Annotated in this window: 1 protein-coding gene; it reads right to left on the bottom strand. The window is 73.4% G+C overall.

What is annotated here, in order from left to right:
- Window positions 1-25 precede the first annotated feature (25 nt).
- Window positions 26-13,690 (bottom strand): non-ribosomal peptide synthetase, encoded by a 13,665-nt coding sequence (locus tag OCS65_RS10435; RefSeq protein WP_263510141.1) that lies wholly within the window; start codon window positions 13,688-13,690, stop codon window positions 26-28.
- Between the last annotated feature and the right edge of the window lie 60 nt (window positions 13,691-13,750).

Below are 13,750 nucleotides of genomic sequence, written 5' to 3'. Positions count from 1 at the left end.
TGAATCGACAGCACGGGCGTGAACGTTACCTTGCGTACCGGCCGTCAGAAACCTCACCGTTCACATCCGTCACATCGATCGCGTCACGATCCAACGCCGGCACGATCACGTCGAGGGCGGGGGGATCCATCATCGCGCCGTGCGCTCCGGGCACGAACCGATTCCGGACCCGCCCGGACACGTACGGGACCCACAGAACCGCCGCGTCCGCCTCCGTCGGGTGCTCGTCCCGCGCGCTGAAGAAGTCGACGTCGCCGGCGAAGAGCCCCGGTTCGTGCCGGTTGATCAGCTCCGGGGAGAGCACCGCCGCGGCGAAGATGCGCTGCACCCGCGGCGCGTCGAGTTCGATCAGCTCCCGGGGCACCGCGGCGGCCACAGCGTTCGCCGCCTCCGCCGGCAAACCGTCGCGCAGCGCGTCCGGATCCGCGTCCACTCCGAGACTGCGGAGGTTCTCGGCGAACTCGGCGCCGAAGCGGTCCGTGTCGATCCGCGGGATGCAGTCGAGCATCGCGAGGTGCTCGACCCGGGCGCCGCGGGCCTGCAACTCCACCGCCACCGCGTGGGCGAGCACCCCACCGAGCGACCAGCCGGCCAACCGGTACGGCCCCTCGGGACGGACCCGCGCGATCTCGTCGGCGTATCGCTGCGCGAGCGCCTCGATCGACGCCGGGACGAATCCCGGGTCCGTGAGCGCCGGCGTCTGCAGCCCGAAGACCGGCCGGCCGGGAGCGAGCCGCGCCGCCAGGGGCGCATAGGGCCAGGCCAGGCCGATCATCGGATGGATACAGAACAGCGGGGTCACGTCGGGCTCGCCGGCGCGCAGCGGCAGGACCACGGCGAGCGCCGCGTCCCCGCCGGCGTCGTCGCCGCCGATCCGGGAGGCGAACGACTCCACCGTCGGCGCCGCGAGCAACCAGGGCACCCGCACCTCCACCCCGAGCGCGTCCCGCAGGCGCGCGACGACCTGCGTCGCCACCAGGGAGTTGCCACCGAGTTCGAAGAAGTCGTCGTCGAGCCCGACCCGGTCGAGGCCGAGCACCTCGGCGAACATATCCGCGACGGCCCGCTGCGCATCGGTCTCCGGGGCGCGGTACGGCCGCGTGGCCGTGTCCGGTTCCGGCAGCGCATCACGGTCGAGCTTGCCCACCGGCGTGAGCGGGACCTCGTCGAGGGCGACGATCGCCGACGGCACCATGTGTCCCGGCAGCGCCCTCGCCGCCGAGGCCAGCAACGCGGCGGTGTCGACGGTCGCCGACGGCCGCGCCGTCACGTACGAGACCAACCGCACGACGCCCGCCTCGGAGGTCCGTCCGACGGTGACGGCGAAGTCGACCGCCGGATCACGGCGGAGCACGGCGTCGATCTCCCCGAGTTCGATCCGGAAGCCGCGGACCTTCACCTGGAAGTCCGACCGGCCCACGTACTCGATCTCGCCCGCCCCGGTCCATCGCACGACGTCGCCGGTGCGGTAGAGGCGGCTGCCGGTGCCGTACGGATCGGCGACGAACCGGGACGCGGTCAGCGCCGGCCGGGCGTGGTACCCCCGTGCCAGCTGGACGCCGGACAGATACAGCTCGCCGGCCACCCCGACCGGCACGGGCCGGAGCCGGTCGTCGAGGACGAGCGAGCGCGTGCCCCGGAGCGGCCCGCCGATCGTGAGCGGCCCGCCGGGGGTCAACGGATCGCTGATGTTGGTCATGACGGTGGTCTCGGTGGGCCCGTACCCGTTGTGGAACGCCCGGCCCGGCGCCCATCGCGCGACGAGCTCCGGTGGGCACGCCTCGCCGCCGACTACGACGGTCCGCAGGTCGTCGAGGCCCGCGGGATCGACCGACGCCAGTGCCGCGGGCGTCACGAACGCGTGGGTGACGCGTTCGTGACGCAGCAGTTCCGCCAGGTCCGCGCCGCCGTAGACGGTGGGCGGTGCGATCACCAGCGTGGCCCCGGGCGCGACCGCGAGCAGCAGTTCGAGCACCGAGGCGTCGAAGCTCGGCGACGCGAAGTGCAGCGCCCGGGTGGCCGGTCCGAGGCCGTAACGCTCGCGCTGTTCGGCGGCGAAGTTGGCCAGGCCGGTGTGGGTGACGACCACGCCCTTCGGCAGCCCGGTGGAGCCGGAGGTGTAGATGACGTAGGCGGGGTTGTCCACATGCAGCGGACGCGCCCGGTCACGGTCCGTCACCGGCGCGGGCGACAGCACGGCGAGTTCGGACTCGACCTCCTCGTCGTCGAGCACCACCCACGGGATCGTGTCGGGCAGGCCGGTGCGTTCGGCGGCGACGGTCACTCCCGCCCGCGCCCCCGAGTCGGTGACCATGTGCACGACCCGGTCGACCGGGTAGCCGGGATCGACCGGCACGTACGCGGCACCGGTCTTCGCGACCGCCCACACCGAGATCACGGACTCGAAGGACCGGGTCAGCCCCACGGCCACGACGTCCTCGGGCCCGACGCCGCGGGCGATGAGCAGACGCGCGAGCCGCGACGAGCGGGCATCGAGGTCGGCGTAGGTCAGCTCGCGACCCCGGTACGACAGTGCGGTGGACTGCGGGTCGCGGGCGGCGGCCGCGGCCAGCAGGTCGGCCAGCGGCACGGCCGGTTCCGCCGGGCGTCCGGTCCGTCGGACGAGATCGTCGCGCTCGGCGTCGCCCAGGATCTCGAGCTGCCCGGTCGTGCCGGCCGTCCCGGCGACGAGGCCGCCGAGCACCCGGAGGTAGCGCTGCGCGAGGTTCTGCACCGCGGAGGCCGTGAAGGCGTCCCGGCGGTACTTGAACCCGAAGGCCAGCGACTCCTCGGCCGTGGCCACCACCGTGAGCGGATAGTGGGTCGCGTCCCGGGTGTTCACGCCGGCGACGGTCATGCCGTCGATCGAGCTGGCCTGCTCGAGGCCGCTCCGGTCGATCGGATAGGACTCGTACACGAGCAGGGTGTCGAACAACGCGCCGGTCCCCGCGAGCTGCTGGATCTCCGCCAGCCCGATGTGGTGATGGTCGAGCAGGTCGGCCTGCTCGGCCTGCAGGGCACGCAGCGCCGCGTCGACCGCCATGTCCGGGTCGAGGCGGACGCGCACCGGAATCGTGTTGATGAACAACCCGACCATCGACTCGACACCCTCGAGCCCGCCGGGCCGGCCGGAGACGGTGGTTCCGAACACCACGTCGTCGCGGCCGGTGGAGCGGGCCACCAGCACGGCCCACGCCGCTTGGAGAACGGTGTTGACGGTGACGCCGAGCCGGCTCGCGTACTCGGTCAGCGCGGCGGTGGTGTCGGCGTCGATCGCGACGCGGTGCTCCGCGCCGCCCACGGCTCCCGCCTCGCCGTCACCGAGCACCTCGGCGAGCATGGCCGGCTCCTCGAGGCCGGCCAGCGCGTCCGCCCAGGCCCGGCGGGACCGGTCGTGGTCGCGCGCGGCCAACCACTCCAGGTAGGTGCGATACGCGGGCACCCGCGGCAGGATCGTCGCATCGGCGTCGGTCGCGTAGAGGGTGAGCAGGTCCTTCAGCAGCAGCGGCATCGACCACCCGTCGAGCAGGATGTGGTGGCTGCTGACGGCCAGCGTCCACGCGTCCGGGGCGGTGCGCACGACGAGGAAGCGGATCAGTGGCGGGGCGGCCATGTCGAACGGGACGTCCTGGTCCGCCCGCACCATCGCCTCCAGGTCGGAGCCGTCCGCGCCGACGGCGTCGACCTCGCGCCACGGCAGGGAGACGTCGTCGAGCACCAGCTGCACCGGCTCGCCGGACTCGCCGGCGACGAACGCCGTGCGCAGGTTGGGATGCCGCTCGAGCAGTGCCTCCGCCGCCCGGCGCAGCCGGGCCACGTCGACCCGGCCCGCGAGGTGGAGCAGCACCTGGGTGGTGTAGACGTCGGGCCGGCCGTCGGCGAGCATCGCGTGGAAGAGCAGACCGGACTGCAGCGGGGCGAGCGGCCACACGTCGACCAGGGCGGGGTACCGTGTCTCCCACGTGTCGAGGTCGCTCTGGCCGACGTGCACGAGGGGGACGTCGGACGGCGTCAGACCGCCCGCGTCGGGCCGGGCGGCGTGGGCGGCGAGCGCCTCCAGGGCGTGCACCCACAGCTGCGCGAGTTCCTCGACGTCGCCGCGGTCGAGCAGACCGCTCGCGTATCCGAAGTTCGCGTCGAGCCGGCCGCCGATCACGACGGCGTTGATGTCGACCGTGGCCATCGCGGGCGCGTCGGCGTCGTCGCGCCCCGACAGGTCGCCGAGGTCCCCGGCGGGCAGCCAGCCGAGACCGGCCGCGCCCTCGGGGATCTCGCCGGCGTCGATCCGGCCGAGGTAGTTGAAGCTGATCTGCCCGGACGGCAGCGCCCGCAGCACGGGGCCGGCGGCCGGATCGAGATAGCGCAGCAGCCCGTAGCCGATGCCCTTGTCCGGAACGGCGCGCAGGTGCTCCTTGACGGCCTTGATCGCGGCGCCCGCGGCGCGGCCCCCGGCGAACGCGTCGTCGAGATCCACCCCGGACAGGTCGAGCCGGACCGGGTAGATGGTGGTGAACCAGCCGACGGTGCGGCCGAGGTCCGCGCCGGGGACGACCTCCTCCTCGCGGCCGTGCCCCTCGAGCCGGACCAGCGCCGACGGCTCGGCGACGCCCCGGTCGCGGCGCCACCGGGCGACGGCGAGTGCCAGCGCGGCGAGCAGTGCGTCGTTGACGCCCCCGTGGAACCGTGCGGGCAACGTCGTCAGCAATGCGTCGGTCGTCGCGGGATCGACCTGGATCCGCACCTTATCCACCGTGGAGGCGAGGTCGACGGTGGGATCGAAGGGGCGCGCGCCGAGCATCGGATCGGGCCCGTCGACGATCGAGCGCCACAGCCCGAGTTCGGCCGCACGGGCCGGGACCGCGGTCTCGGCGAGGGCGTGCGCCCAGCGCCGGAACGACGTGCCGACCGGCTGAAGCTCCGGACGTCCGCCGTTCGACAGCTGCGCCCACGCCGTGACGAGGTCCGGAACGAGGATGCGCCAGGAGACGCCGTCGACGACGAGGTGGTGCGCGACGACGACGAGCCGCCCGGTGCGCGCCGCGCCCGGGTCGAGCCACACGAACTGCAGCACGACGCCCTCGGCCGGCCGCAACCGCGACTCGGCCTCGTCGAGTGCCCGCGCGGCGAGGTCGGCGAGCGCCTGTTCGTCGGTCCCGGGCGCGACCTCGATGCGGGCGACGAGCGCGTCGACGTCGACGCTGCCCGGCGGCGTGGTCGACAGCTCCCAGTCGCCGGAGCCGTTGCGGCGCAGGCGCGCCCGGAGCATGTCGTGGCGGTCGACGACGGCCGTGAGGGTTCCCACGACGCCGTCGCGGTCGATGCCGGCCGGCAGTTCCAGCGCGAGCGTCTGGGTGTAGCGATCGAATCGGCCGCCGCGTTCGACCATGAACCGGACGATCGGCGTCAACGGCATGTCGCCGACGCCGCCGCCGGGAAGCTCGGCCAGCGCGGGTACCGCCGCCTCCGCACCGACGCGCGCGACCTCGGCGAGCCCGGCCACGGTCTTGCGTTCGAACACGTCGCGGGGGGTGAAGACCACACCGCGGGCCTTCGCCCGCGACACCAGCTGGATCGAAACGATGCTGTCGCCGCCGAGCGCGAAGAACGAGTCGTCGGCACCGATCCGCTCCGCGCCCAGGACCTCCGCGAAGACCGCCGCGATCGCGACCTCGGTGGGGGTGCCGGGAGCACGGAATCTCTTGTCGCCCTTGAATATCGGAGCGGGTAGAGCCTTGCGGTCGAGCTTGCCGTTCGCGGTCAGCGGCAGCGTCTCGAGCACCACGATCGCGTCGGGAACCATGTATCCGGTGAGGAACCGGGCCACCGAGTCCAGGACCGTCGCGGGCTCGAGGTCGTGTCCCGCGCGCGGCACCACGTAGCCGACGAGGCGGTCGCCGGTGCGTTCGTCGGTGCGCACGACCGCGACGGCCTGCGCCACACCGGCGACGCCGGTGAGAGCGGCCTCGATCTCGCCGAGTTCGATGCGGAAGCCGCGCAACTGGACCTGGGAGTCGCTGCGCCCGGCGTACTCGAGCTGTCCTCGCGCGTTCCAGCGGGCGATGTCGCCCGTCCGGTACATGCGGGTGCCGGGCGCGCCGAACGGATCGGCGACGAACCGGCCGGAGGTGAGGTCGGCGCGTCCCAGGTAGCCGCGGGTGAGCTGCGCTCCGCGCACGTACATCTCCCCCGGCACGCCGACCGGAACGGGCTGCAGGCGCGCGTCGAGGACGTAGATGCCCAGCCCGGGGATGCCACGGCCGATCACGCTCGCGGCGAGTCCCGCGTCGGCCGCGGCGAGCGGCAGGTGCGAGACGTGCACGGTGGTCTCGGTGATGCCGTACATGTTGACCAGACGCGGCGCGTCCTCGGCGTGCCGGGCGTACCAGCCGGCGAGCCGCCGCAGATCGAGCGCCTCACCACCGAAGATCACGTACCGTAGTGCCGGAAGGCCCGTCTCGTCGCCGTGTTCCGCGGCCGCGCGGTCCGCCTCGGCGAGCTGGTAGAACGCCGACGGGGTCTGGTTGAGCACCGTCACCCGTTCCCTGGCCAGCAGGGCGCGGAAGTCCTCGGGCGAGCGCGAGGTGTAGTGGTCGACGACGACGAGCCGGCCACCGTAGAGCAGCGGTCCCCACAGTTCCCACACGGAGAAGTCGAACGCGTAGGAGTGGAACATCGTCCACACGTCCCGCTCGTCGAACTCGAAGGCGGGCCACGTGTTCTCGAACAGTTCGAGGACCGGCCGGTGCGGAACCTGCACGCCCTTGGGACGGCCGGTGGAGCCGGACGTGTAGATGACGTACGCGAGGTTGTCGACGCGCAGCGGGGCCCGTCGTTCGTCGTCGCCGACCGGTGCGCCGGGGACCGCGGACAGATCGAGCGCCGACACGTCGATCACCTCGACGGCGGTGTCCGGCAGCGCCTCCCGATCGGTGCCGGAGACGAGCACGCAGACGGGAGCGGCGTCCGCGAGCATGAATTCGAGGCGGTCCGCCGGATACGTCAGATCCAACGGCAGGTAGGCACCGCCGGCCTGGAGCACGGCGAGGAGTCCGACGACGAGTTCCTCGGTGCGCGGCAGGGCCACGGCCACGAGGCTGTCCGGCCGCACTCCGCGGTCGATCAGGGTACGGGCGAGGCGGTTCACGCGCGACGCCAGCTCCCCGTAGGTCAGGCTGCGGTCGCCGGCGGTGACGGCGACCGCGTCGGGGGTCCGGCCGGCCTGCGCCTGGAACCGGTCGACGAGCGTCTCGCCGGCGGCGCGGGTGCCCGGCGCGTTCCACGCCTCGAGCACGACGGCCCGCTCCTCGTCCGGCAGCAGCGGGATGTCCCCGACCACCGTGGCCGGATCGGCGGCGACCGCCGCGAGCACCCGGGTGAACCGCTGGGCGAAGGCCTCCATGGTGCCGGCGTCGAACAGGTCGGTCGCATAGGTCAGCGCCACGGACAGCCCGCCCGGCGCACCGTCCTCGGCGACCACGTCCGAGACGGTCACCTGCAGATCGAACTTCGCCTGGTCGAAGGCGAAGTCGACCGGTTCGACGGCCAGGCCCGGAAGTTCGAGGCGGGTGCGCGCCAGGTTCTGGAAGCTGAGCGCGATCTGGAACAGGGGGTGCCGCGCCTGGGACCGTTCCGGATCGAGGACCTCGACGATGCGCTCGAACGGCACGTCGGCATGGCCGAACGCCTCGAGGTCGGTCTCGCGGACGCGAGCGAGGAGGGCGGCGAACGTGTCGCCGGGGCCGACCGGGGTGCGCAGCACCAGGGTGTTGACGAACATGCCGATGACGTCGTCGAGTTCGGCCTCGCCCCGCCCGGCGACGGGCGTGCCGATCACGATGTCCTCGGTGCCGGACAGCCGCGCCAGCACAGTGGCCAGTGCCGCGTGGACGACCATGAACAGCGTGACGCCGTGCTCCCGGGCGAGGGCCGTCAGCGCCGCGTGCGTGCCGGCGTCCACGGAGAAGCCGGAGACGGCACCGCGGTTCGACGCGACGGGCGGACGGGGCCGGTCCGCCGGCAGGTCGAGCTGGTCGGGGATCCCGGACAGCGTTCTGCGCCAGTAGCCGAGTTGCTGCGCGAGCACCGACCGGGGATCGTCCTCGGCGCCGAGAACCTCCCGCTGCCACAGCGCGTAGTCCGCGTACTGGATCGCCGGCGGCGCCCAGTCGGGTTCCCGGCCGGCGGCCCGTGCGGCGTAGGCGAGCATCACGTCGCGTGTGAGCGGCCCCATCGAGAATCCGTCGCCGCTGATGTGGTGCAGCACGACGACGAGCACGTGCTCCCGTTCGGACAGCCGGAACAGTCTCAGCCGCAGCGGGACTCCGGTGGTCACGTCGAATCCGGCACCGATCTCGGCGGCGACCGCGGCCGCGAGGTCGGCCTCGCTCACCGGCGTCGGCTCCAGTCCGGCGGCCGGATCCGCGGTGGGCAGGACGACCTGGCGCGCCACCCCGTCGACCTCCGGGTAGACCGTGCGCAGCGACTCGTGCCGGAACACCACGTCGTCGATCGCCGCGCGCAGCGCCCCGACGTCGAGGTCACCTCGGAGCCGGATGGCCAGCGGCAGGTTGTTCACCGCGGAGTCGGGGTCGAAGCGGTTGAGGAACCACATGCGCTGCTGGGCGAGGGACAGCGGGACGACCTCCGGTCGCGGCCGGGGGCGCAGGGCGACGCGCCCGGTCCGGCCGACCTCGGATTCGAGGCGGGCCGCGAGAGCCTCCACCTCGGGGGTCTCGAACAGCACGCGGACGGCCACCTTGGTGTCGAGCGCAGCACCGAGCCGCGCCGCGACCTGGGTCGCGACGAGCGAGTTCCCGCCGAGGGTGAAGAAGTCGTCGTCGAGACCGACGTGGGTGAGGCCGAGCACGTCGGCGAAGATGCCCGCGACGATCTCCTCGACAGGCGTGCGCGGCCCGCGGAACCCGCGGGTTTCGAACACCGGCTCCGGCAACGCCTTGCGGTCCAGCTTGCCGCTCGCGTTGAGGGGGAAGGCGTCGAGCGCGACGAGCGCCGACGGCACCATGTACGCGGGCAGGATCTCCTTGACGGCGCCGAGCAGCTGCGCGCTCTCGACCGCCGCGCCCGGGGCGGGGACGACGTATCCGACGAGCTGCTCACCGGTGGCCGTGGGCACGACGAGCGCCACGGCCTGACCGACCGTGGGCTGCGCGAGCAGAGCCGTCTCGATCTCCCCCAGCTCGATCCGCTGACCGCGGAACTTCACCTGGAAGTCGGTGCGGCCGATGTAGTCGAGGACGGGCTCGCCGCCGGCGGTGCGGCGCCACCGGACGAGGTCACCGGTGCGGTACATGCGAGCGCCGGGGGCGCCGGCGGGGTCGGCGACGAAGCGATCCGCGGTGAGGTCCGGGCGGCCCACGTAACCACGTGCGAGTTGCCCTCCGGCAAGGTACAACTCGCCGGGCACGCCGACCGGGACGGGGTGCAGCCGGCCGTCGAGAACGTACACGCGCACGTTCCACTCGGGCACGCCGATGGGCACGCTCTGCCGCTCGTCACCGGCGGGCCAGTAGGTCACCGAGACTGCCGCCTCGGTCGGGCCGTACAGGTTGTGCACCGCGGCGTCCGAGACCCGGCGGAACGCGTCGACGGTCTCGGGCGGCAGGGCTTCGCCGATCACGAACACGTGCCGCAGCGTCGAGCAGGTGCCGGCCGGCGCATGGGCGGCGAACACGGTGAGCATCGAGGGCACGAAGTCGGTCAGCGTCACGCCGTGCCGGGCAATCGTCTCGGCGACGTACACGGGGTCACGGTGACCGTCGTGGGTGGCGACGACGAGGGTGGCGCCGGCGCGCAGGGGCAGGAACCAGCCCCACAGCGACACGTCGAAGGTGGTGGCGGTCTTCTGCAGATAGACGTCGCCGCCGGTGATCTCGTACTCGTGGGCCATCCACTCGAGCTGGTTGACGATGGCCTCGTGCGAGACGCACACGCCCTTGGGGCGTCCCGTGGAACCGGACGTGAAGATCACGTAGGCGGGGGTGTCCGGGCGGATCGGGCCGGCCGGCTCGCCGTCCCGGATCGGGTCGGGCGCGTAGCACTGCAGGTCGAGGTCGTCGACCAGGACGGGGGCGACCGTGCCGGGCAGGTCCGCCGCGTCCGCGCGGGTGCTCAGGACGCACACCGGCTGTGCCGTGGCCAGGATGTGCCCGATCCGCTCGGCCGGATGGTCGGGGTCGAGCGGGACGTAGGCGCCGCCGGCCGCGATGACCGCGTAGATCGCGACCGGGAGTTCGATCGATCGCCGGATCGCGAGGGCCACCAGGGTTTCGGGTCCGACGCCGAGACCGATGAGGTGCCGGGCGAGCCGGTTGACGCGCGCGTCGAACTCGGCGTAGGTGAGCGACTCGTCACCGAAGACGACGGCCACCGCATCCGGGTGGCGGGCGACGGCGTCCCGGTACGCGGCGAGGAGCCCGGTCGCCCGGACCGGATGCACCGCACGGTCGTTGCCGACGGCGAGGGCGCGTCGCTCGGCGGTGTCGAGGAGGTCGACGTCGCCGACCACGCGGCCGGCGTCGGCGGTGAGCGCCGCGAGCATCCGCATCAGGCGGCCGGCGAAATCCCGCACCGTGGACTCGTCGAAAAGGTCTGTGGCGTAGGTGAACTGCGCCGACATTCCGGCCGGCTTCCCGGCGTCCTCCCGCGGCGAGACGGTCAGCTGCAGATCGAACTTGGCGATGGCCCCGCCGAGGTCGACGGGCTCGATCTCCACGTCCGGCAGGGTCACCTCGGCACGGTCGAGGTTCTGGAAGAACAGCGCCACCTGGAACAGCGGGTGGTGCCCGGTCGACCGCACCGGATCGAGCACCTCCACGAGCCGCTCGAACGGCAGCTCCGCGTTGTCGAACGCGGCGAGGTCGGTGTCCTTGACCCGGCCGAGCAGTTCGGCGAACGTGGCGGCCGGCTCGATGCGGGTGCGCAGCACGAGGGTGTTGACGAACATGCCGACGAGGTCGTCGAGCGCACGCTCGCCGCGGCCGGCGACGGGCGTGCCGATCGCGATGTCCGCGGTGCCCGACAGGCGCGACAGCAGCACCGCCAGCGCGGCGTGGACGACCATGAACGCGGACGTGCCGGTCGCCTGGGCGGTGGCCTCGACCGCCTCGTGCAGGGCGGCATCGACCTCGAAGTCCACGGTGGCGCCGCGGCCCGACGCCTCCACCGGGCGGGGCCGGTCGGTCGGCAGGTCGAGCCGATCCGGGAGGTCGGCGAGCGCGCCGCGCCAGAACTCGATCTCCCGCGCGGCCGGCGACGCGGGGTCGGACTCGTCACCGAGCACCGCGCGCTGCCAGAGGGCGTAGTCGGCGTACTGCACCGCGAGCGGTTCCCACGCGGGGGCCGCGCCGCCGGTGCGGGCGACGTACGCGGTGACCAGGTCCCGCACGAAGGGGGCGATGGACGCGCCGTCGGCGGCGATGTGGTGGACGACCACGACGAGGACGTGCTCGTCGTCGGCCGACCGCAGCAGTGCGACCCGCAGCGGCACCTCGGCGGTCACGTCGAAGCCGGCCGTCGCGAGCCGGGCGACCGCTCCGGGGATCTCGTCGGGCGGCGTCGGCACCGGGTCGAGGGAGTGCGCCGCCTGCTCCGGCGGGAGGACCAGCTGGGACCCGACGCCGTCGCGATCGGGATAGACGGTGCGCAGCACCTCGTGCCGGGCCACGACGTCGGCGAGGGCCCGGCGCAGGGCATCGACGTCGAGCCCCCCGCGGACGCGCAGTGCGACGGGGATGTTGTTCGCGGCCGACGCCGGATCGAACCGGTTGAGGAACCACATCCGCTGCTGTGCCAGCGACAGCGGGATCGGGTCGGGGCGCGGCCCGGCGACGAGCGGTTGCTGCGCTCCTTCCCCGACGCAGGGTTCGACGAGTGCGGCGAGACCCTCGACGGTGGACGCCTCGAACAGCAGCCGCGCGGGGACCCGGGTGGCGAGCCGCTCCCCGAGGCGGGCGGCCGCGCGGGTGGCGACGAGCGAGTTGCCGCCGAGCTCGAAGAAGTCGTCGTCGAGCCCGGCCCGCTCGGTGCCGAGCAGCTCCGTGAACACCTCGGCCACCGCGTGTTCCGCGGCGGAGCGGGGCGCGCGGTACTCGTGGGCGGGCAGCTCCGGTTCGGGCAGGGCCGCCCGGTCGAGCTTGCCGACCGGCGTCAGGGGAATCCGGTCGAGGGGCACGATCACGGTCGGCACCATGTGCGCGGGCAGCCGGCGGGCGACGAACTCGGTCAGCGCGTCGGGGTCGACGACCGCCCCCGGCACGGGGTGAACGTACGACACCAGCCGGGCCTCCCCCGACGGGGTCGGCCGTCCCACCGTGACGGCGAAGTCGGCATCGGGGTGTGCGGCCAGCGCGGCGTCGATCTCGCCGAGTTCGATGCGGAATCCGCGGATCTTGACCTGGAAGTCGTTGCGCCCCGCGTAGATCAGGCCGGTCTCGCCCGATCGGACGAGGTCACCGGTCCGGTACAGGCGGGTGCCGCCGGGCCCGGCGACGAACCGCTCGGCCGTCAGCGCGGCGCGACGGTGGTAGCCGCGGGCGAGGCCGGGCCCTTCGAGATACAGCTCACCCACGACACCGGCCGGGACGGGGTTGAGGCGCTCGTCCAGCACGTGCGCGGTCATCCCGCGGACGGCCCGGCCGATGGTGACCTGCTCGCCGGGCTGCAGCGCGTGCGAGATGTTCGTCATGATCGTGGTCTCGGTGGGGCCGTACCCGTTGAAGAAGCGGCGACCGGGCGCCCATCGCGCGACGAGGTCGGGTGGGCACGCCTCACCGCCCACGATCACCACGCCGAGGGTGTCCAGCCCGGCCGGGTCGACGGACGCCAGGGCGGCGGGCGTGACGAAGGCGTGGGTGACCTGCCGGCTGCGCAGCAGTTCGGCGAGGTCCTCGCCGCCGTACACCGACGGTGGGGCGATCACCATGGTGGCGCCCGCGCCGACGGCGAGCAGCAGCTCGAGGACGGAGGCGTCGAAGCTGGGCGAAGCGAAGTGCAGGGTCCGCGAGTCCGGGGTCAGCGTGTACCGCTCGACCTGCTCGGCGCAGAAACCCTCGAGGCCGGTGTGGGTGACGACCACGCCCTTGGGCCGGCCCGTGGAACCGGAGGTGTAGATCACGTAGGCGGGATGCTCCGCCCGCGGCGTCCGGACCCGGTCGTCGAGCGCGACGGGCGCTGCGGACTGCTCGGCGAGGGTGGTGCGGGTCTCGGCGGAATCGAGGGCGATCCAGGGCACGGAGCCGGGCAGGCCGGGCACCGAGGCCGCGAGGGTCAGGCCGGCCCGGGCGCCCGAGTCGTCGATCATGTGCCGGACGCGGTCGTCCGGATAGTTCGGGTCGACGGGCACGAAGGCGGCGCCGGTCTTGGCGACGGCCCACACCGACAGCACCGACTCGATCGAGCGGGGTACGGCGACCGCCACCACATCCTCCGGGCCGATCCCCCGCCGGATGAGCAGCCGCGCCAGCCGGGAGGAGGCCGAGTCGAGCTCGCCGTAGCTCAGGGTGCGGTCCTCGAACACCACGGCGGGTGCGCCGGGGTCCCGTTCGACCGCGGCGGCCAGGAGCTGGGGCAGAAGGGCGACGCGGGGTCCGCGCCGGCGTGTGGGCCGCTGCCGGACCGGCCGGCGGCTGCGTGATTCGTCCGGTCGTCGGTCCCCCGAACCGTCGACACTCATCCCCGCGTGCTCCGTCGCCGGTCGTCCTGCGCGTGCACTCCAGGCATCATCCACCTCGCG

Origin of the sequence: Rhodococcus aetherivorans (assembly GCF_025722975.1) — a bacterium.
In the GTDB taxonomy this organism is placed as follows: domain Bacteria; phylum Actinomycetota; class Actinomycetes; order Mycobacteriales; family Mycobacteriaceae; genus Rhodococcus; species Rhodococcus aetherivorans.
Note: the sequence above shows the minus strand (reverse complement) of the source record. Positions and strands in the feature narration are given on the sequence as shown.

Excerpts from the sequence above, each read along its gene's own strand:
- OCS65_RS10435 (WP_263510141.1), bottom strand. The coding sequence starts at position 13,690 with ATGAGTGTCGACGGTTCGGGGGACCGACGACCGGACGAATCACGCAGC.